The 19942-nt window shown below is 43.4% G+C and carries 14 protein-coding genes and 1 tRNA gene; 8 read left to right on the top strand and 7 right to left on the bottom strand.

Features of this window, described 5'->3' with window-relative positions; translation table 11 throughout:
- From ACO06Y_RS09765 to porV, 6 genes are all read right to left on the bottom strand, one after another.
- Window positions 1–678, bottom strand: coding sequence for an SDR family NAD(P)-dependent oxidoreductase (locus ACO06Y_RS09765; RefSeq protein WP_422083647.1), 678 nt, complete (start codon window positions 676–678; stop codon window positions 1–3).
- Complete coding sequence (locus ACO06Y_RS09760; protein WP_422083646.1) at window positions 678–1736, bottom strand: M28 family metallopeptidase; 1059 nt, start codon at window positions 1734–1736, stop codon at window positions 678–680. The genes ACO06Y_RS09765 and ACO06Y_RS09760 overlap by 1 nt, the downstream gene beginning before the upstream one ends.
- Before the next feature lie 96 nt (window positions 1737–1832).
- Window positions 1833–3512, bottom strand: coding sequence for a pyruvate dehydrogenase complex dihydrolipoamide acetyltransferase (locus ACO06Y_RS09755; RefSeq protein ID WP_422083645.1), 1680 nt, complete (start codon window positions 3510–3512; stop codon window positions 1833–1835).
- Window positions 3513–3516: 4 nt separating this feature from the next.
- Window positions 3517–4515 (bottom strand): pyruvate dehydrogenase (acetyl-transferring) E1 component subunit alpha, encoded by a 999-nt coding sequence (pdhA, locus tag ACO06Y_RS09750; RefSeq protein ID WP_422083644.1) that lies wholly within the window; start codon window positions 4513–4515, stop codon window positions 3517–3519.
- 192 nt (window positions 4516–4707) lie between these two features.
- Complete coding sequence (cdd, locus tag ACO06Y_RS09745; RefSeq protein WP_422083643.1) at window positions 4708–5190, bottom strand: cytidine deaminase; 483 nt, start codon at window positions 5188–5190, stop codon at window positions 4708–4710.
- A gap of 90 nt (window positions 5191–5280) precedes the next feature.
- Window positions 5281–6429 carry a type IX secretion system outer membrane channel protein PorV gene (gene porV, locus ACO06Y_RS09740; RefSeq protein ID WP_422083642.1) on the bottom strand — a complete coding sequence of 383 codons (1149 nt, stop codon included), beginning with the start codon at window positions 6427–6429 and terminating at the stop codon, window positions 5281–5283.
- 444 nt (window positions 6430–6873) lie between these two features.
- Between porV and gldJ the strand changes: the two genes are divergently transcribed.
- Entirely contained in the window at window positions 6874–8544 is a 1671-nt protein-coding gene (gene gldJ / locus ACO06Y_RS09735; protein ID WP_422084160.1) for a gliding motility lipoprotein GldJ, read from the top strand.
- 71 nt (window positions 8545–8615) lie between these two features.
- A complete protein-coding gene (locus ACO06Y_RS09730; RefSeq protein ID WP_422083641.1) occupies window positions 8616–9893 on the top strand; it encodes a UDP-N-acetylmuramoyl-tripeptide--D-alanyl-D-alanine ligase in 1278 nt (425 codons plus the stop codon).
- A gap of 49 nt (window positions 9894–9942) precedes the next feature.
- Here the strand turns inward: ACO06Y_RS09730 and ACO06Y_RS09725 are convergent.
- A tRNA-Val gene (locus ACO06Y_RS09725) sits at window positions 9943–10017 on the bottom strand.
- Window positions 10018–10212: 195 nt separating this feature from the next.
- Between ACO06Y_RS09725 and ACO06Y_RS09720 the strand changes: the two genes are divergently transcribed.
- The 6 genes from ACO06Y_RS09720 (at window position 10213) to ACO06Y_RS09695 (ending at window position 19688) form a co-directional block, all read left to right on the top strand.
- Window positions 10213–13440 carry a DUF1553 domain-containing protein gene (locus ACO06Y_RS09720; protein ID WP_422083640.1) on the top strand — a complete coding sequence of 1076 codons (3228 nt, stop codon included), beginning with the start codon at window positions 10213–10215 and terminating at the stop codon, window positions 13438–13440.
- 45 nt (window positions 13441–13485) lie between these two features.
- A complete protein-coding gene (locus ACO06Y_RS09715; RefSeq protein WP_422083639.1) occupies window positions 13486–14949 on the top strand; it encodes a DUF1501 domain-containing protein in 1464 nt (487 codons plus the stop codon).
- Window positions 14950–14973: 24 nt separating this feature from the next.
- Complete coding sequence (locus ACO06Y_RS09710) at window positions 14974–16035, top strand: twin-arginine translocation signal domain-containing protein (protein ID WP_422083638.1); 1062 nt, start codon at window positions 14974–14976, stop codon at window positions 16033–16035.
- 30 nt (window positions 16036–16065) lie between these two features.
- Window positions 16066–17436 carry a c-type cytochrome domain-containing protein gene (locus ACO06Y_RS09705; protein WP_422083637.1) on the top strand — a complete coding sequence of 457 codons (1371 nt, stop codon included), beginning with the start codon at window positions 16066–16068 and terminating at the stop codon, window positions 17434–17436.
- A 12-nt stretch (window positions 17437–17448) separates the two neighbouring features.
- On the top strand, window positions 17449–18618 hold the full coding sequence (locus tag ACO06Y_RS09700; RefSeq protein ID WP_422083636.1) for an alpha-hydroxy acid oxidase: 1170 nt from the start codon (window positions 17449–17451) through the stop codon (window positions 18616–18618).
- An 86-nt stretch (window positions 18619–18704) separates the two neighbouring features.
- Window positions 18705–19688: a carbohydrate kinase family protein gene (locus ACO06Y_RS09695; RefSeq protein ID WP_422083635.1), complete on the top strand. Its 984-nt coding sequence runs from the start codon at window positions 18705–18707 to the stop codon at window positions 19686–19688.
- Window positions 19689–19942: the final 254 nt, after the last annotated feature.

Genomic DNA, 19942 nt, shown 5'->3' with positions numbered 1-19942 from the left:
TCAAGGCGTACTATTGCTCACCTGTAATAATTTCCCATTGTAGAGCTTATGTCCGGTCAAGGCGAATTCCTTGATGTAGGTAGCCATTTCCAAAGCAGTCGTTGGGGCCTGATACCCTGGAAAAGCCTCTTCCAACATTTCCGTCTGTACCGCGCCCAGGGCTAAAACATTAAAGGAAGGACCGATTTCCTTGAATTCCTCGGCCCAAAGTTCCGTAAGGGTAATCAACGCCCCTTTACTGGAACTATAGGCGGAAAGCCCGGGAAACTTTACACTCCCTTGTACACCGCCCATAGAACTAATATTCACTACATGCCCATTTTTGGGCATCCGAGGGAGAACGGCTTTTACAATTTCCGTTACTCCAAATACATTCACCTTATACACTTCCTTGAATTCTTGGGCGGTAGTTTCCAAAAAGGGCTTATTCAATAACATCCCGGCATTATTGATAAGAACATCAACGGTATTCCATTCCTTTAAAAAATCATCCAGTTTTTGCAGATCGCCCGTGCTACATAAATCGAAGGAGAATGCGGAGATATTGGGATGGCCCAAATCAAGTATCGGGTTTGCATTCCGTGAAAGGGCCAAAACCCGATGCCCTTCATCCGCAAACAATCGTGCCAATTCAAAGCCGATACCCCGGCTACATCCGGTGATGATAACATTTGCCATTAGTTGTATTGTATTTCCTTTTGAGGTGCGTTGGCCACTCCTTCCACAACCGGTATGAATAGATTCACCAAATGGGCCATGTGCTGGAAGTCCATGAGATCGGCTTCGTCCCCAACTTTATGATATTGATCAAAATTGGTAAAATCAAAAGTACAAAAGGTATGTGCGGGTACATTGAACGCTTCATAAAAAGGATAGTTGTCCGATCGTTGGAACAAACCGAATTTTTGGGCCGTTGGCAAAAAACCGACCAATTCCTTTCCTGCATAGGTATTGCATACTTGGGCCAGGTTAGATTTCTCATACCCACTGGCATAGGTAAGATATTCTTTATCCACCAAAGGTACCCCTACCATTTCATAATTAAGGACCAGATATAGATTCAGATTTTGTTCCTTTAATTTTTTAGCCAAATGTTTTGATCCCAAAAGTCCTTTTTCCTCGGCAGTGAACAGTACAAAAATAAGACTGCGCTTGTTGGTTTGGGTATTTCCAAAGTAACGGGCCAATTCCAGGACCGTGGTAGTACCCGAAGCATTATCATTGGCTCCGTTGGCAATGGAATCCCCACCTTCCGGTTCAATTCTCCCAATGTGATCGTAATGTGCCCCTATGAGGATGAATTCATTTTTAAGTACGGGATCGTTCCCTTCAATCCAGCCCACCATATTGTATGAAGTGGGCGTAAAGTTGGTCAGCGTATCCCTATAGGAGTCAAAATAGGGAGCAAGCTTATTTTGGGTAAATATACCTTCAATAAATTGTGCCGCTTTTTCTATGCCCTCACTTCCGGAATCACGTCCTTCCAGTTCATCCGAGGCCAAAAAGTTCAATATCCCCCTTACTCGGGTATCATCCGAAAACAGAATTTCTGAGGTCGCCGTTTTGGAATTTGTTCTTTTTAGTGCTGTTGATTTTGTGTCTTCGGTTGGAACCGCAACACTTTCCTGCGATACTTCCGATGTTTTTGGAATAGAATCGACATCAATCTGTTGGAGTTTTGTGGTACCGCAACCCATTAAAATGGACAGGACTAATATTCGAAAGAAGTATTTCATATCAATTGATTTTGTTCCTAAAGATAAAAAAAGCACCCGCAAAAACGGGTGCCCAAATTTTTTGAAAACTTCCTCCCCACAAATAGGGTGTTCATATTAGGCCAACATGGTGACCGGATTCTCCAAATACGAGCGTAAGGTCAATAAATATTGTGCTCCCGTTGCCCCATCAACTGTTCTATGGTCACAGGCCAAAGTAACCTTCATCGTATTTCCTACTACAATTTCACCATTCTTGACCACCGGTTTTTGAACGATTGCGCCAACGGATAAGATAGCCGAATTGGGTTGATTGATAATGGAGGTAAATTCCACGATCCCGAACATTCCCAAATTGGAAACGGTAAATGTGCTACCTTCCATTTCTGCCGGGGTCAATTTTTTGTTTCTGGCCCTACCGGCCAAGTCCTTTACCGAGGCCCCAATTTGGGTAAGGCTCATTTGATCGGTAAATCTAAGCACAGGTACCACCAGACCTTCATCTACCGCAACGGCTACTCCAATATGCACATGATGCTTGTAAATCGTAGTATCCCCACCCCATGTGGTATTGACCTGTGGGTGCTTTTTCAATGCCATGGCACAGGCCTTGACTACCATATCATTGAAAGAGACCTTGGTATCCGGCAAATCATTGATCTGCTTTCGTGAGGCTATTGCATTATCCATATCCACCTCAATGGTCAAATAGTAGTGGGGTGCCGTAAATTTGGACTCACCTAAGCGTTTGGCAATAACCTTCCTCATCTGGGAGTTCTTGACCTCCTCGCTACTTTCCTCTCCGACCGGAAGATTAATTGGTGCTATGGCTTGTCTCGCCGGAACTTCTTCAGATATGCTGGTAGCTGGCTGTACCACAGGTTGTGGAGATTGGGAAGGCTTATAATTTTCAATATCCCGCTTAATTATTCGCCCGTGATCGCCACTTCCATTCACATCGCTCAGGTTTATTCCTTTTTCCTGGGCCATTTTTTTGGCCAAGGGCGATACGAAAATACGTTGACCATCTTTGACCGTTTTCATCTCAGTAGCGGCCTCAACCTTTGCTTCCGGAACCGTTTCCTCTTTTGTATCCGACTTTGCCTCGTCTTTTGCCACTCCCGTAGAAGGTTTGGCGTTTAAAACAGCATCCACATCGGTACCTTCAGGGCCAATAACGGCCAGTACTTCGTCAACCGGGGCAGAACCTCCTTCTTCGATTCCTATATGTAATAACGTACCGGAGTAAAACGATTCGAATTCCATGGTGGCCTTGTCCGTTTCAATTTCCGCCAAAATATCACCTTCTTCCACAGTGTCACCTACTTTTTTCAACCAAGTAGCAACAGTACCTTCCTCCATAGTATCACTTAAACGGGGCATTTTTACAATCTCTACCCCTTCCGGTATTTCCCCCGAAACCTCTGTAGTAGAGCTCACCTGTCCACTATCCTCTGAAATTTCATCCGTTGCGTCCCCCTTGGAAGCCTCGTCAGAAGAAGGGCTTTCCTCTACCGTGGCAGGGGAAGCGCCGTTCAAAAATCCTGAAATGTCCTCACCCTCATCACCGATAATGGCCAAAAGAGTATCCACAGGAGCTCCGTCTCCTTCCTGGATACCAATATGCAGTAATGTCCCCTCGTGAAACGATTCAAACTCCATAGTAGCCTTGTCGGTCTCTATCTCGGCAAGTATGTCACCTTCCTCTACCTTGTCACCTACTTTTTTTAACCATTTGGCCACGGTACCCTCTTCCATGGTATCGCTCAAACGGGGCATATTTATCACTTCTGCCATTTAACTATAGTTTATGTTGTACAAATGGATAATCTTCCTGCTCATAGACCATATCATATAATTGATTCACAGGTGGGTATTCCGATTCCTCTGCAAATTTTTCGCATTCCTTGACCTTGTCCTTTACCCGTTTATCAATCTCCTTGATCTGGTCTTCGGTTGCATATTTCTTTTCCATGATAACATCCAAAACTTGGGTAATGGGATCTATCTTTTTGTATTCCTCTACCTCATCCTTGGTTCGATAGTGCTGTGCGTCGGACATGGAATGTCCCCTATATCTATAGGTCTTCATTTCCAAGAAGGTAGGCCCACCGCCACTTCTAGCCCTTTCAATGGCCTTGTTCATTTCCTTTGCCACGGTAACGGGATCCATTCCATCCACAGGACCACAAGGCATCTCATAACCCAGTCCAAGTTTCCAAATTTCCGTACTGTGGGATGTACGTGCGACCGAGGTGCCCATAGCGTATCCATTGTTTTCGCATACAAAGACTACCGGGAGCTGCCAAAGCATGGCCAAATTAAAACTTTCATGTAAAGACCCCTGTCTTACGGCACCATCGCCCATATAGCATAGGGTTACGGCATCCCGTTTAAAATATTTGTCCGCAAATGCCAACCCTGCGCCCAAAGGTATCTGGCCGCCCACAATGCCATGACCGCCATAAAACCGGTGCTCCTTCGAAAAAATATGCATGGATCCCCCCATTCCCTTTGATGTGCCGGTTACCTTACCATAAAGTTCCGCCATGACCAATTTAGGGTCAACGCCCATTCCAATAGGCTGTACATGGTTTCGATAGGCGGTGATCATCTTATCCTTGGTAAGGTCCATAGCGTGCAATGCTCCGGCCAATACGGCCTCCTGTCCATTATATAAATGAAGAAACCCCCTGACTTTTTGTTGGATATAAACAGCTGCAAGTTTATCCTCAAATTTCCTCCAAAAAAGCATGTCCTCGTACCATTTCAGATAGGTTTCCTTAGTGATTTTTTCCATTAACTGATCTTTTTTATTGAAACTTCCATCAATCCCAACCCAATCTTCTTGGATAATATTGGGACATTGAAAGAAAAACAAAAATACACATATAAATGAATGGATAAAAAAAATTGAAGTAAAAGGCAAGCCCGGATGAAGACATAGGAATTTCCATGGCTCGAACACCATTTTATCGGAAAAAATGAATTCCTATAAAAAAGAGGTATCAAAAGCCAAGGGAAGAATATCGGCAATGGAGGCGCATCTTATAATTTGGCCTGTTTCGCCCATCAAAAAGAGTTCGATGGGGCTTTTCTGCCGAACCTCATATTCCGATATGGATTGCCTGCAATTACCACATGGGGCCGCAGGTTTATCCACAGTGTATCTTTTTGAGGCTGCCGAAATGGCTATGGACTTAATAGTCTCCCCGGGGTATCTGGCCCCAGCTTGAAATACCGCTACCCGCTCCGCACATAGGCCTGAGGGAAAAGAGGCGTTTTCCTGGTTGTTGCCGATCACCACTTCACCATTTTCCAAGAGAACTGCCGCACCGACCAGAAAATTGGAATACGGTGCATATGCATCTTTTCGGGCCGCTATGGCCTTTTGCATCAATTCTTGGCTTTCTTGGGAAAGTTCGTTAATGGAGTCGAACACCTGCAGTTCAAAACACACTTTTTGTTTCTTCATAGATTTGCGGTGGATAGACTTTTAATAAAAGTAACAAAACCTGCTTAAAGGCAGGTTTTGTCATAGTATTTTGTATCTGAAAATTAATCTCTAATCATTAAGGTACTCCTCCCCTAAATTGAACGTAAGTGAAAAACGTAGCGTATTTTCCACAGGATTACGTACTTGGGAAGTAGAGAACAAGTAAGAAAGATCGATTTGAGTTGCCTTGAATCGGAACCCGGCCCCTAAGGTGAAATACTTTCTGGAACCCTTTTCCTCACTTTCGTTAAAGTAACCTGTACGCACCATAAATGCATCCTGATATACATACTCCGCACCCAAGGCCCAAGTAAACTCTTTTAACTCTTCACTAAAACCGTCCGGGGCATCGCTAAACGACTCAAAGACACCATTAAAAAACCCAATATTCTGATACTCGGCGTTATCCTCCGCATCTATGTCGCCATCACCATCAAAATCCCGAGGTGTGGGTACCAACAGTTTATTGAATTCCGAGGTAAGGCCTATTACATTATCTTGGTCCAGTATAAAATCAAAACCAAAACCAAATTTTAGGTTGGTAGGTAAAAAGTTTTCCTGTCCGCCCTCATCATATTGTATCTTGCCTCCTAAATTGGAAATATTGAAACCGGCCCTCCAGCGTCCATCAAACTTGTCATAGGCAATTTCCCTAGATCGATAAAATCCGGCAATATCAACAGCAAATGAGCTTGCCGCTTGGGAGTCCACATTACCTTGTTGGGGAAATCTAAGATTGGAACGTATAAATCTACCTCCTACGGCCATGGAGAATGTGGGGCTCAATTTTAGGGAATATGAGCCATCCAAAGCCAATTCATTGGGCTTGGTCAAAGTTCCAGGGTCATCAATGCCTTGTCTCAACTCTATCTCTCCTAAAGTAAAATATCTTAGACTAACGGCAAATGCACTTTGCTCGTTTATTTTATTGTAGAAGCTGGCATTTAGAAGTGCGATATCAGTAATAATGCTTTCCAAATACGGGGTATAGCTAACACCGATTCCCATTTTCCGTTCTGCGAAGGCAAATTTTGCCGGGTTCCATTGTTGGGAAAAGGCATCGGTAGATGTGGCAACCCCAATATCCCCCATACCTGAGGATCGTGCATCGGCAGCAATAGTCAAAAAGGGGACTGCAGTAGTCATTACCCTTTGGTCTTCCTGAGCCGACACTTTATAAACCAATGCAAATAAAACGAGTAAGGCTAATTTCTTCATCTCTTAACAATCTGGATTTTATTAATACATGTGCCCCTACGCAAATAAACTTTTACACCTTATTCACACTTAAACGGGGTTTTTAAGAATATCTTGTATCGAGCAGTGAATAATTTTGAGATCGATTTTAAATAAAAAGGGATTTTCTTGAGGATACCCATACTGTAAGGATACCCTTACTGATTTCCATCAAACATTTCCAAATCACCTGAACTGCGAAAAAGAATGGGGAGGTTCATACTATAACAAACATTACTTCGTTATGGTTTTAGAAAACGCTTGCGGTTTACGGTTTACACATTCAAAAAATATTTTTTTAGGCGACAAAATATTATGTGCAAAACCTCGTTTTATTAGCCGAAAAGCAACCATTTTAATAAATCAAAAGACCTGTTAATAGTGCTTTGCGGCCATTTAACAATTTGAACTCAAGTCCTAATTATGATGAAAAAACAGTTTTTAAAAATTGTACTTTCCTTTGCGGTGATTGCAGGAGGTTTTACGGTTACGAGTTGTAAAAAATCCTTGTCTTCCTCCAAAAATGTATCCAGAGCTACAGGCTGGAAGATAAATGCCAAGGAAGGCGGTTTCCAATACAATACGGATTTTAAGGAGCAAGAAACCGCTCCGGGTCTTGTTTTTGTTGAAGGGGGTACTTTTACCAAAGGAAAGGTTCAGGATGACGTGATGCATGATTGGAACAACACTCCTACTGCCCAACACGTTCAGTCCTTTTATATGGATGAGACCGAAGTTACCAATGTCATGTACCTGGAATATTTGGACTATTTAAAGAGTGTTTATCCTCCTGAAAATCCAAAATATACCAATATATATACCGGAGCGTTACCAGATACCTTGGTATGGCGAAATAGGTTGGGATTCAATGAGACCATGACAAACAACTATTTAAGACATCCTGCTTATGCGGAATATCCTGTAGTTGGTGTTAACTGGATACAGGCCACACAGTTTGCGGAGTGGCGAACAGACCGCGTTAATGAAATTATGTTAGAAAGGGAGGGATATCTGGCAAAGGATGCAAAATATCAAGCCGTGACAGGCGAAGTGGAAGGCACGTTCAGTACCGAAGCTTATCTCAATAGACCGGAATCCGTTTACAATGGACAAATTGATTCATTGCAGGGAAGTAAGAAGAAAGACAGTGTACCCAACTACGCCAAAAGAAGCAGTGGCGTAATTATGCCGGAATACCGATTGCCTACCGAAACGGAATGGGAATATGCCGCACAAGCGAACCAAGGTTCCCGTGAATACAATAATTACAGGGGAAGAAAAAAATATCCTTGGGAAGGGGACTATACCCGAAATGGACAACGTGTGGGTCGTGGCGACCAGTTGGCAAATTTCAAACAAGGTAAGGGCGATTATGGTGGAATTGCCGGATGGTCGGACGATGGTGCCGATATCACGGCAGAAGTGAAGTCCTATAAACCCAACGACCTTGGTTTATATGATATGGCCGGTAATGTGGCGGAATGGGTTTCCGATGTCTATAGGCCTATTGTGGATGACGAAGTGAGCGACTTTAACTACTATAGGGGAAATATCTATATGAAAACCGCCATAGGCGAGGATGGGAAAGTAAACATTCTCCGAGATTCCATTGTTTATGATACATTGCCCAACGGTAAAATTGTGGCGGTGAATCTACCGGGAGAGATTGCCATGGTTCCTATTGATGAGAAAGAAACGTATTTAAGAACCAATTTCTCCAAGAGTGATAACAGAGGTTACCGCGACGGTGATCCAGGTTCTTCCCGATTCTTTGATCGTTTTAGTGACGAGGAACAGGAAGAGGATGGTAAAAAAATGTACAATTCTCCCAAACATAAAGTGGAAAGGGACTCTGCCGGAAACCTCATTCGTCAGTATGATACATCCAATAACAGGACTACATTGATCAACGATGAGGTACGTGTATACAAGGGTGGTTCTTGGAGAGATCGGGCCTATTGGTTGGATCCTGCACAACGAAGGTATTTGCCCCAGTATATGGCCACGGATTATATCGGTTTTAGATGTGCCATGTCCAGAGTCGGTTCAAAGTCCAAGACAAAGAACAAGACCCCGAGAGGCAAAAAAGTAAAATAAAACAGCATAGAAGTATGAAATTCATATAAAAGTCCCGGCAATTGTGCCGGGACTTTTTTTATCTTCGATTTATGCAAATAAAAGACCTACACCAACACTTTCTCGAGTTTCCCACTGTGTCAACGGATACACGAAAAATGAAGGACAATAGTATCTTCTTCGCCTTAAAAGGAGATAATTTTAATGGCAACAGTTATGCGGAAGGAGCCCTGAAAAAAGGTGCCTCCTATGCTGTGATCGATGAGAAGGAATATGCAGTTTCCGACAGATATATTTTGGTAGACGATGTATTGAAAACCTTGCAAGATCTGGCCACATACCATCGAAATTACTGTTCGGCCAAGGTTATAGGTTTAACAGGGAGTAACGGGAAAACCACTACCAAAGAGTTGATACATGCCGTGCTTTCCAAAAAATATAGCACCATAGCCACGCAAGGAAACCTCAACAACCATATTGGAGTGCCGTTGACCCTGCTTTCCATACAAGAAGATACCGAAATTGCCATAGTGGAGATGGGGGCCAACCATCAAAAGGAAATTGCCTTTTTAAGCGAAATCGCACAACCGGATTTTGGGTACATCACGAATTTTGGAAAAGCGCACCTGGAAGGCTTTGGTGGAGTGGAAGGCGTTATAAAAGGAAAAAGCGAACTATATGATTACCTACGCACGAACCATAAATCCGTTTTCTTGAATGCCGATGACCCAATTCAACTTAAAAAAATGGGAGATTATATTCAAAAATATGGTTTCAGTACCGATAAGCAAGCGTATTATAAAATCGAGTTCCTTGGCGCAGACCCCTTTGTACAACTAAGGGTAGAGAATATAGTAATCAATTCCCGATTAATAGGGGGCTACAACTTCACCAATTGTGCTGTTGCCATATGTATGGGCAAATACTTCAATGTAGACCTTTCGACCATAAAGATGGCTATTGAAGCATATATTCCTCAAAACAATCGTTCCCAGATAATGGAAAAGCGTGGATCTACTATCGTTTTGGATGCCTACAATGCCAATCCCACAAGCATGAAGGCAGCCCTTGAAAGTTTCGGGGCGACGGACAAAAATCCAAAAATCGCCCTTTTAGGGGATATGTTCGAACTTGGGGAAGCCGCCAGTGAGGAACATCAAAAAATTGTGGATATGGTTTCGGAAATGGATCTGGAAGATGCCTTTTTTATAGGGGAAAATTTTTATGCAACGCAAACCTCCTTCAAGAAATTCAATTCGGTCGATGAAATCGCGGCTTTCCTAAAGAGCAATCCATTGCCCAAAAACAGGACTCTTCTCATTAAGGGATCAAGAGGTATGGCGTTGGAGCGATTGTTGGAATTTATCTAATAGAAAGACAGGAACCCTGCTCGGTATAAAAAACTAAACTAAAACTGTGTGGGTCATATTGGATTCGAACCAATGACCTCTGCCCTGTCAAGGCAGCGCTCTAAACCAACTGAGCTAATGACCCATTGACCGCCCGCCAAAGGTAAAACTTATTTCGGATACCCAAAACCCAAAAAACCGTGCATTAACAGTACTAAATCTTAGTAAAATCATATTTTTAAGTATTCGTATAATATATGCACAAAATGACAAAAGATATGATCAACTCCTAGAAAATGCACAAAAATTCAATTAAAATAATGTATTTTTAGTGGTTGATATGAGAGGTGGCATGTTGATTTTGAGAATTCTCCCCCTATGTTTTGGATTGATCCTAACGTCTTGTTCCCTTGATGTTCCGGAAGATGTAGAAGAGGCGTATGCCCATCTCCCCGAAACCATTGACTTTAACTTTCATGTTAAACCGATTTTATCCGATCGCTGTTATGCGTGCCACGGTCCGGACGAAGCCTCCAGAAAGGCCGATTTAAGACTGGACTTGGAAGAGGAGGCGTTCCGTAAACTCAATAGTGGCAACTATGCATTTGTTTCCGGAAAACCGGGGAAAAGTGAAAGTATCGAAAGGATATTGAGCAATGACCCAGATATGGTAATGCCTCCCCCGGAATCCCATCTGTCCCTTTCGGCCAGTGAAAAGTCAATGATTATAAAATGGATAGAACAAGGTGCGGAGTGGAAGCCCCATTGGGCATTCGCCAAACCTGAAAAACCAAATTTACCGAATACCAATGGCGTTTCCTGGCCCAACCACAATGCTATTGATGCATTCGTACAACAAAAGTTGCGATTAAAGCATTTTGAACCTTCCCCCGAAACGGAAAAAGAACGTCTGTTGCGAAGGGTTACCATGGATTTGAGTGGACTGCCCCCTACGATACAGGAAATTGATGCCTTCCTTGAAGATACCGATCCAAAAGCTTATGAAAAAGTGGTCGATAGATTGCTCAATTCGGATGCCAATGCGGAACGTCTGGCCCTGGATTGGATGGATATTTCCCGTTATGCCGATTCCCATGGACTCCATGCCGATGGTTGGCGGTTAATGTGGCCTTGGCGCGATTGGGTCATCAACGCCTTTAAGGAGAATATGCCCTATGATCAGTTTGTTACCTGGCAATTGGCCGGTGATCTCCTCCCCAATGCAACCCGGGAACAAAAATTGGCAACCGCTTTTAATCGGAATCATCCCATGACCGCAGAAGGTGGGGCCATTGAGGAGGAATTTCGCCTCAACTACGTTTGGAACCGTACGGAAACGGTTGGTACTGCACTTTTGGGACTTACGGTGGCCTGTGCCCGGTGCCATGATCATAAATTCGATCCTATTTCCCAAAAGGATTATTTCCAAATGACGGCCTTTTTCAATAATGTAAAGGAATTGGGTATGACCGGTGATGACGGTAATTATGGCCCTATGCTTTCCCTACCCGATGCCGAAACGGAAAAAAAGTTGGCTTCTATTGAAAAATCCATACAGGAAAAAGAAAATCAACTAAAATTGACCAAAAAGGAATTGGCGGATTTGGATGTATATATGAAAAAGCTTCCCGTTAATTTCAAACAAAAAGGGGTTCTGGGATATTTTCCCTTTGAGAAATTGACAAAGAAAAGTGGAAACAAGAAAGGATATATTGTTGACGGAAATTCCAAGGTCACCACTCGGGAAGCTCCTAAAATTGCTATGGGCAAGAAAGGAAAAGCCTTTGAATTTACCGGGGAATATGACGAGGTACATTTAAACGACATTCCTAATTTTGAGTGGACCGATGAGTTTTCAGTGGGGCTCTGGCTTAACACCTCCAAGCGTGAGGCCGGAAAAACACAGACTTTATTGGGCACCTCAAGTGAAAAGAATAGTTTTTGGCGTGGTTGGGATTTTTATCTGGACAGTCTCAATCAACTCAATGTACGGCTTATACATTCCCTTCCCCATAATTATATTCATGTAAAATCAAAGGACTCTATCCAAAAAAATGAATGGCGGCATGTTGCCTTTACCTATGACGGTTCGGGTAAGGCAAAAGGCCTACAACTGTTCATGGATGGCAAAAAGGTTGAAGTCACGTACCCCTATGACCGTTTGTACAAATCCATTAAGACCGTACAATCGGCTACCCATGTGATATTCAATAGACCTGTGAGGGTGGCCAAAAGTTATCGATCCTTTACAGGGGAAAACGGAATCTTTAAAGGAAAGTTGGATGATATTTATATACACTCCAGACAACTCACCCCCCCGGAGATAGCCCAACTGGCTATGGAAGATGGCACTTCCGAAACACCGGATAAAGAATGGGCAACGGCATATTGGATTGATCAAACACCTGAAGTCGGAAAAATAGAAAAACAACTCAAAGCGCTTAGGGGCCAATGGCTTTCGCACATGATACCCGTAATGGAGGTTATGGTAATGGAAGAAATGCCCGAAGAAAGACCGGCATTTGTTTATAACCGCGGTGATTATACACAACCCCTATACCCGGTAAAGGCTAACACTCCTGAAGTTTTGCCCGGATTTTCCGAGGATTATCCAAAAAATCGATTGGGATTGGCTCAATGGATTTTTTCCAAAGACAATCCACTGACAGCACGGGTAGCGGTAAATCGATATTGGCAGATGCTATTTGGTAAGGGACTGGTCAGCACTCCAGAGGATTTTGGGGTACAGGGAGCTTTGCCCACCCATCCACAGCTATTGGATTGGCTGGCGACCACTTTTGTAGAAAGTAATTGGGATGTGAAAGCCTTATTGAAAACCATGGTCATGTCCCATACCTACAGACAGTCCTCGGAAGTTTCGTCCGAAATGCGGGAAAAGGATCCAAATAATAGCTATTTGGCACGAACCAATAGTTACCGCTTGCCTGCGGAAATGATCCGGGACAATGCCCTGGCCGCGAGTGGACTTTTGGTCCAACAAGTTGGCGGGAAAAGTGTAAAGCCGTACCAGCCGCCGGGTCTTTGGATCGAAAAGAACAGTTTTTCACATATTTTGTTGAACTATAAGGAATCAGAAGGGGACAGCCTATATCGTAGAGGCCTTTATACCTTTATTAGAAGGACTGCTCCGCACCCTGCAATGACCGCTTTTGATGCCCCTTCCAGGGAGGTCTGTACGGTAAAACGGGAAAATACAAATACACCCTTGCAAGCCCTGGTTTTGATGAACGATACCCAATTTGTAGAAGCTTCAAAAGTATTGGCGGCGCGGATGCAGAAAGAAGGCGGGGTCTCCTTGGACGATCAAATTGCCTATGGGTTTCGATTGGCGGTCAGTCGCTTTCCCAAAAAGGAAGAGACGTCAATTTTAAAGGAACTGTACGAAACCCAGTCTAAAAAATACAACGCCAATCCAAAAGAAGCCCTTGAGCTTTTATCTGTGGGGAAAAAGGAATTGGATAATACACTGGATAAAAATAAGACAGCAGCTTTGACCATGGTGGCCAATACCATTTTAAACCATGACGAGGCATATATGAAACGATAAAATACCTAGGTTAAGTATCGACCTTGAGCTTTAAAATTGTAAAACATGTGTACCCATAATCATAACAAAAATTACACACGAAGGGATTTCCTGACCAAGACCACTTTAGGAATGGGGGCGCTTTCCATGGCTTCCATGTTAAATCCTACAGGGATGTTTGCCAAAAACACCCCATTGGAACAACATTCCGGAAATGGCGGTGGAATTCTTGGTCGGCCCCATTTTCCACCCAAGGTAAAACGGGTCATTTATCTTTTTCAGAGTGGTGCACCCTCGCAATTGGATCTATTTGACTACAAGCCTTTGTTGAATAAAATGAACGGACAAGATCTGCCCGAAAGCGTACAACAGGGGCAACGGCTTACCGGAATGTCATCCGGCCAGGCGTCCCTACCCATTGCCGGAACCATCTTCGATTTCAAGCAACATGGGCAAAGTGGGGCTTGGATGAGCAATTTAATGCCGTATACCTCAAAAGTGGTGGATGACCTCTGCTTTATCAAATCGATGTACACTGAGGCTATAAATCATGATCCGGCCATTACTTTTTTACAAACCGGGTCACAATTGCCCGGACGACCCTCCATCGGTTCTTGGGTAAGCTATGGCCTTGGATCGGACAACAAAAACCTCCCAGAATTTGTGGTGCTGGTTACGAAAGATAAATATGGACAGCCACTATATTCCAGACTATGGGGCAATGGATTTTTGCCTTCCCAACATCAAGGGGTACAGTTTAGGGCCGGAAAGGATCCCGTACTTTATTTGACCAATCCTCCCGGTATTGATGGCAAGAGTAGACGGGAACAATTGGATCATCTCCAGAAATTGGAAAAAATAAACCATGAAGATGTCGGTGATCCCGAGATTCTAGCGCGTATGGCCCAATATGAAATGGCTTTCCGTATGCAGACATCGGTCCCGGAAATTATGGATACCAAGGATGAACCGGATTATATTTATGATATGTATGGTGAGGATAGCCGAAAGCCCGGTACTTTCGCCGCCAATTGCATTTTGGCAAGACGATTGGCCGAACGCGATGTAAAGTTCATCCAATTGTATCATCAAGGATGGGATCAACACGGTAATCTCCCTAATGCCATAAGGGTACAGTGCAAGGATACCGACCAAGCTACGGCAGCCCTGATCACCGATTTAAAACAGCGCGGCATGTTGGAGGACACCTTGGTTATCTGGGGTGGAGAATTTGGTCGTACCAATTATTCCCAGGGGCAATTAACGGCTACCAACTTCGGTAGGGACCATCATCCAAAATGCTTTACTATTTTTATGGCGGGTGCGGGAATAAAAAAAGGGATTACCTTAGGGGCAACGGATGAGTTTGGGTATAATGTAGTACAACGTCCCGTACATGTCCACGACTTTCAGGCCACTTTAATGCACTTATTGGGTGTAAATCATGAAAAGCTGACCTTCAAGTTTCAAGGAAGGAGATATCGATTGACGGACGTCCACGGGGAGGTCGTCAACGAAATACTGGCATAAAATAGTAGACGTAAACGAATGAAAATGAAAGCAACCAACACCAAACGAAGGGATTTTATCAAGAAAACGGCATTGGCCACCGGAGCTGGCCTAGTGGCCCCTAGTTTTACTTTTGGAATAACACATTCTGCCAAAAATTTGGGGGAAACCGTGGGACATGGGGATTTCAAGTATCGCGTGGATAAGGAATGGGGCGTTCAAGACCCTTCCAAAATACCGGTAAATGACTGCCATGAAATGGCAATGGACAGCAAGGGGCGCATTTTTATGACCACAACCGGTGCCAACAATAATAACGTTTTGATCTATGATACTTCCGGTAAAGTATTGGACTCCTGGGGAACCGATTTCCCTGGCGCCCACGGATTGTCCATAGCGGGTGAAGGGAGCAATCAGTTCCTTCTCATTACGGATCCGGAGACCCATAGTGTCCATAAGACGGATTTGAAGGGTAAAATCCTAATGACCTTGAAACGACCCAAAGAAGTTTCCGGGTATACCCAAGACGACCAATTTAAACCTACCGAGACTACTGTATTACCCAATGGGGACTTTTATGTGGCTGACGGATATGGTGAAAATTACATCGTTCAATATAACGCCAATGGGGAGTATATTAGACATTTTGGCGGAAAGGGGGAAGGAGATTTAAAATTCAATTGCTGTCATGGTATTACCGTAGATTCCAGACAGGCCGATAACCCCACCTTGTTGATTACGTCGCGCGCCAGTCAGGAATTCAAACGATTTTCGTTGGAAGGCAAACATTTGGAGACCATTTCATTACCGGGATGCTCTATTTGCCGACCGGTTATCCATGGTGAAAATATTTATTTTGCCGTAATCGTAACAAAAACTTGGGATAGCTATGATGGCATGCTTGCTGTATTGGATAAGGAGAACAAGGTGGTATCATTTCCAGGGGGAAGCATGCCCCAATATAATGGTGACACCTTAGTGAAACCGGAATATGATGACAAGACCTTCCGAAATCCACATGATGTTTTAGTAGATAATGATGGTAATCTCTATGTGCCCCAATGGGCCTCGGGAAAGACCTATCCCATCAAGCTGCATCATGTATAATAGCATATTACCAACACTAATTATTTCTTTATGATCGCATTGGAATTTTCTACGTTTTTAGGTCGTTTTCATCCCCTATTCGTGCATTTACCTATCGGTTTTCTGTTTTTGGCCATTTTATTGGAGTGGTATGAAAAGTTCACAAAAACGGAAAAACAAAGTCGACTTGTACCTATTGCCTGGTTTTTGGGGGGAGTAAGTGCCGCTGGGGCCGCTTTAAGTGGATGGCTCCTTGCAGATACCGGTTTATATGAAGAAGGTCAATTGTTTGCCCATAGATGGTTGGGCGTTGCCTTGGTAGTTGTTTCCTTCGTTGGTTGGTGGATCAAAAGCAGGCCCGAAAAGCATACCAAACTCATCCATAATGGATTCAACATTTTGCTTCTGGCCCTACTTTTCATAGAAGGGCATAAAGGAGGAAACCTTACCCATGGCGAGGAATATTTGGTAGAATACGCCCCGGAATCCATCCAAGGTATATTGGGTGTTTCAAACGCAAAGGACTCCCTTCCCGAATTGGGCAATCCCGATTCGGTATTGGTATACCATGATTTAATAGCCCCTATTTTCGAATCAAAGTGTGTGGCCTGTCATAGTGACAAGGTGCGAAGAGGCGGCCTCAACATGGCTTCTGCCGATTCATTACAGATTGGCGGTGACGACGGGCCGGTAATTGCCCAGGGTAATCCAGTTGAAAGCGAGCTCTTTAGGAGAATTACACTTCCGCAGAAGAATATAAAATTCATGCCACCTACTGAAAATGTACTGACCTATGATGAGATAAAGACAGTGGAATGGTGGATTGATCAAGGGGCTTCCTTTGAAGATCCGGTCTCCGCCTTGGAGGTATCCGAAAACATGAAACCCGTACTACTTAGGCGTTATGGTCTAAACACCGAACCTAGGCCATGGTATGAAACCGTACAATTGCCTCCTTTGGACAGTACGCAGATAGCTGCGCTTCAAAAAAGTGGATTTACGATAAAATCCCTTGGGGCCGAGAATCCTTTGTTGGATATAAAATACTCGGGCACGGACTTGACCCAAGAACAGTTGGCCGAGCTTGAAAAAGTGAAGGATTATGTTACCTGGCTTTCCTTGGCACGGACAAATGTGGAAAACGAATGGCTTTCCATTGTGTCCAAATTCCCAAATCTCACAAGGCTCCAATTGGAAAAGACAACCATTTCGGATGAAGGTGTAGCACATCTTTCAGGCTTAAAACATTTGGAAGCGCTTAATCTCTATGGAACCCAAGTAACCGATTCCTGTTTGGCCGATCTTCAAAAGTTGGAAGGTCTCAAAAGGGTATATCTATGGGGAACCAAGGTTACCAACGCCAACGCCAAATCTTTACAGGAGGGCAAGGAAACCTTGGAAGTAATCATTGGTGAAAGCTAGATCTCCCCATACATGGCGAAAAGCAAAAAAGAAATACGATACGACTCACGTTATCCATCAGTAGAAGATTTACGGATAAAGGCCCAAAAAAGAATTCCGCGTTTTGCCTTTGAATATCTGGATGGCGGTTGCAATGAGGACATTAATCTCCATAAAAATACCTCAGATATTCGAGAGGTGGAGCTCCTACCCTATTATCTTACCGCCCATACGGAATCCAAAATGAAGACCGAGCTTTTTGGTCATACCTACGATGCCCCTTTTGGTATTGCGCCGGTTGGACTTCAAGGACTTATGTGGCCCAATTCCCCTGAAGTATTGGCCAAGGCGGCCTTTGAACACAATATACCTTTTATATTGAGTACGGTCAGTACCAGCTGCATAGAACGAATTTCAGAGCTGACTGAGGGCCAAGCTTGGTTTCAATTATATCATCCTACGGAAACCTCCGTTCGCGATGACATATTAAAAAGAGCCGATACCGCCGGATGTCCCGTTTTGGTAATTTTATGTGATGTTCCCACCTTTGGCTTTCGACCCAGGGATATCCGGAATGGTCTGGCCATGCCACCCAAAATGTCCGTCGCCAATGTGCTTCAAATACTGGGTAAACCACGATGGGCCTATAATACCTTACGTTACGGACAACCTAATTTTGAAACCTTAAGACCCTATATGCCTAAAAATCTAAATTTGAAGCAATTGGGGAAATTTATGGATCAGACTTTTTCAGGCCGATTAAATGAAGAACGCATCAAACCTATTCGAGACATGTGGAAGGGTAAATTGGTCCTGAAAGGAGTAGCCAATGAAGCGGATACCGAAAAAGCAATCAAATTGGGGTTGGACGGAATTATTGTTTCCAACCATGGTGGAAGGCAACTGGATGCCGGGGAATCCACTATAAAACCATTGACCCGTATTGCCAAAGTTTATGGGGACAAGATAAAGGTTATGATGGACAGCGGCCTGCGCTCAGGTCCGGATATTGCGCGTACCTTGGCCAGTGGAGCGGAATTTACCTTTATGGGCCGTTCCTTTATGTATGGTGTAGCGGCTTTGGGAAAACACGGTGGCAACCATACCATTTCACTTCTAAAAACTCAGTTACAACAGGTTATGGAGCAAATTTGCTGCGAAGACGTTAAGGATTTTCCAAAGCATTTGATTTCCAAATCCTGATCTATCCTAGATACCGCATATTAGATACGTAAGTCATCAGGATTTTCATTATATTTAGGTTTATCGGTTTTATTTAAAATACGAATATGTCCAAGTATAATGTTGCCGTTTTGGGTCCCATTCCAAGGGACCATATCACCACACATCACGGAGAGGTTATTGAAAAATACGGTTGTGCTACGCACACGGCCATCGGTCTATCCAAATTATTAGGTGATAACGGCACGGTATTTCCCGTTTCCCATGTGCGCAAAAAAGACGAAAAAGCGATAAAGGAAATACTGGCGGAATACCCAAATATTAATGTGGACCATATTACCTCCGATCATGATCAAGGAGATGTCATAAGCTTAAAATTTGTGGACCAAAACAACCGTTTGGAAAGACAGACCGGGTTCATGAACCCGATAATCCCTAAAGACGTAGCGCACCTTTTGCATTGTGATGTTTTTGTATGTGTCCCCATTACCGATTATGAAGTTCCTTTGGAAACTTTAAAATATATAAAGGAAAACAGTAAGGGTACCCTAATATTCGATGCGCATGGCCCCACCAATACAGTTACTATTACCGGAGACAGATTGATCAAGTTTTGGGTAGATCGCGATCAGTGGCTACCCTATATCGATGTGCTCAAAATGAATCTAGAAGAATCAAAATGTTGTTGGTTCGAAAAGGAGTACCCTCCCGAAAGTCTGGTCCATATCAATGATGAAAACACAGATCATCTCCCCACCTTTGCACAACATGCGTTGAATCATGGTATAAAATCGTTGATAGTGACGTTGGATTCCAAAGGTGGGGCCGTATTCTTTAAGGAGAACGGGGAAGTAAAACAAGAGATTGTTAAATCCATACGTGTGGAACATGTGGTGGACACCACCGGTTGTGGAGATTCCTTTGCAGGGGGGCTTGGGTTTGGTCTTCTGGAAAATCCCACGGATTATGCAAAAGCTGCCAAATATGCCAATGCATTGGGAGCCCAACGTACCCAAGGTAGGGATTTCAGTGTTTTTAAGTCCAAAAAGGAAACCGACCAAATGATTCTGGATAATTACGGAAATATTTAGCAAATATCTCCAAAGACCATTTGGACTTCTCCCAAACTATGGGGTAAAACCAAAAGGTACCACACAAGTTGAACATCCGATTTTCCCTGCAATGTCATTGATTTGAAAAAATAGGTCGTTTATCGATTCTTTCACACCGTTTAACGATAGTCTTATACACAAAGTACTTATATTTCACAACATAAATAAGAATTAGACTACAATTATTTATAAAATTGTCACTGTTTTAATTATCAATCAAACAGGACCGATTC

The sequence above is a fragment of the Ulvibacterium sp. genome (assembly GCF_965228935.1).
Classification (GTDB): domain Bacteria; phylum Bacteroidota; class Bacteroidia; order Flavobacteriales; family Flavobacteriaceae; genus Ulvibacterium.
This window is presented reverse-complemented; position numbering and strand designations above follow the sequence as displayed.

Excerpts from the sequence above, each read along its gene's own strand:
- ACO06Y_RS09765 (WP_422083647.1), bottom strand. The coding sequence starts at position 678 with ATGGCAAATGTTATCATCACCGGATGTAGCCGGGGTATCGGCTTTGAA.
- ACO06Y_RS09760 (WP_422083646.1), bottom strand. The coding sequence starts at position 1,736 with ATGAAATACTTCTTTCGAATATTAGTCCTGTCCATTTTAATGGGTTGC.
- ACO06Y_RS09755 (WP_422083645.1), bottom strand. The coding sequence starts at position 3,512 with ATGGCAGAAGTGATAAATATGCCCCGTTTGAGCGATACCATGGAAGAG.
- pdhA (WP_422083644.1), bottom strand. The coding sequence starts at position 4,515 with ATGGAAAAAATCACTAAGGAAACCTATCTGAAATGGTACGAGGACATG.
- cdd (WP_422083643.1), bottom strand. The coding sequence starts at position 5,190 with ATGAAGAAACAAAAAGTGTGTTTTGAACTGCAGGTGTTCGACTCCATT.
- porV (WP_422083642.1), bottom strand. The coding sequence starts at position 6,429 with ATGAAGAAATTAGCCTTACTCGTTTTATTTGCATTGGTTTATAAAGTG.
- gldJ (WP_422084160.1), top strand. The coding sequence starts at position 6,874 with ATGAAAAAACAGTTTTTAAAAATTGTACTTTCCTTTGCGGTGATTGCA.
- ACO06Y_RS09730 (WP_422083641.1), top strand. The coding sequence starts at position 8,616 with ATGCAAATAAAAGACCTACACCAACACTTTCTCGAGTTTCCCACTGTG.
- ACO06Y_RS09720 (WP_422083640.1), top strand. The coding sequence starts at position 10,213 with ATGAGAGGTGGCATGTTGATTTTGAGAATTCTCCCCCTATGTTTTGGA.
- ACO06Y_RS09715 (WP_422083639.1), top strand. The coding sequence starts at position 13,486 with ATGTGTACCCATAATCATAACAAAAATTACACACGAAGGGATTTCCTG.
- ACO06Y_RS09710 (WP_422083638.1), top strand. The coding sequence starts at position 14,974 with ATGAAAGCAACCAACACCAAACGAAGGGATTTTATCAAGAAAACGGCA.
- ACO06Y_RS09705 (WP_422083637.1), top strand. The coding sequence starts at position 16,066 with ATGATCGCATTGGAATTTTCTACGTTTTTAGGTCGTTTTCATCCCCTA.
- ACO06Y_RS09700 (WP_422083636.1), top strand. The coding sequence starts at position 17,449 with ATGGCGAAAAGCAAAAAAGAAATACGATACGACTCACGTTATCCATCA.
- ACO06Y_RS09695 (WP_422083635.1), top strand. The coding sequence starts at position 18,705 with ATGTCCAAGTATAATGTTGCCGTTTTGGGTCCCATTCCAAGGGACCAT.